This is a genomic window from Vibrio sp. bablab_jr001 (assembly GCF_016464285.1).
Taxonomy (GTDB): domain Bacteria; phylum Pseudomonadota; class Gammaproteobacteria; order Enterobacterales; family Vibrionaceae; genus Vibrio; species Vibrio fluvialis.
On sequence record NZ_JACDWZ010000067.1, the window covers coordinates 1 to 291 of the forward strand.

Annotated in this window: 2 rRNA genes; both read left to right on the forward strand. The window is 46.4% G+C overall.

Features of this window, described 5'->3' with window-relative positions:
• A 23S ribosomal RNA gene (locus JIG40_RS10575) occupies window positions 1-86 on the forward strand; the annotation flags it as partial.
• Window positions 87-180: 94 nt separating this feature from the next.
• Window positions 181-291, forward strand: a 5S ribosomal RNA gene (rrf, locus tag JIG40_RS10580); the annotation flags it as partial.

The following is a 291-nucleotide window of genomic DNA, read 5'->3' on the forward strand; positions in this document are numbered from 1 at the left end:
CGAGACTAGAACGTTGATAGGCAGGGTGTGTAAGCGTTGTGAGGCGTTGAGCTAACCTGTACTAATTGCCCGTGAGGCTTAACCATACAACACCCAAGGGGTTTTGTAGTGGACTCAAAGCTAAGCGCATAAGAATGTGTTATGAGAACAAAAAACAGCTTTCCGAATTTTAAGAATTTGCTTGGCGACCATAGCGTTTTGGACCCACCTGATTCCATTCCGAACTCAGAAGTGAAACGAAACAGCGTCGATGGTAGTGTGGGGTTTCCCCATGTGAGAGTAGAACATCGC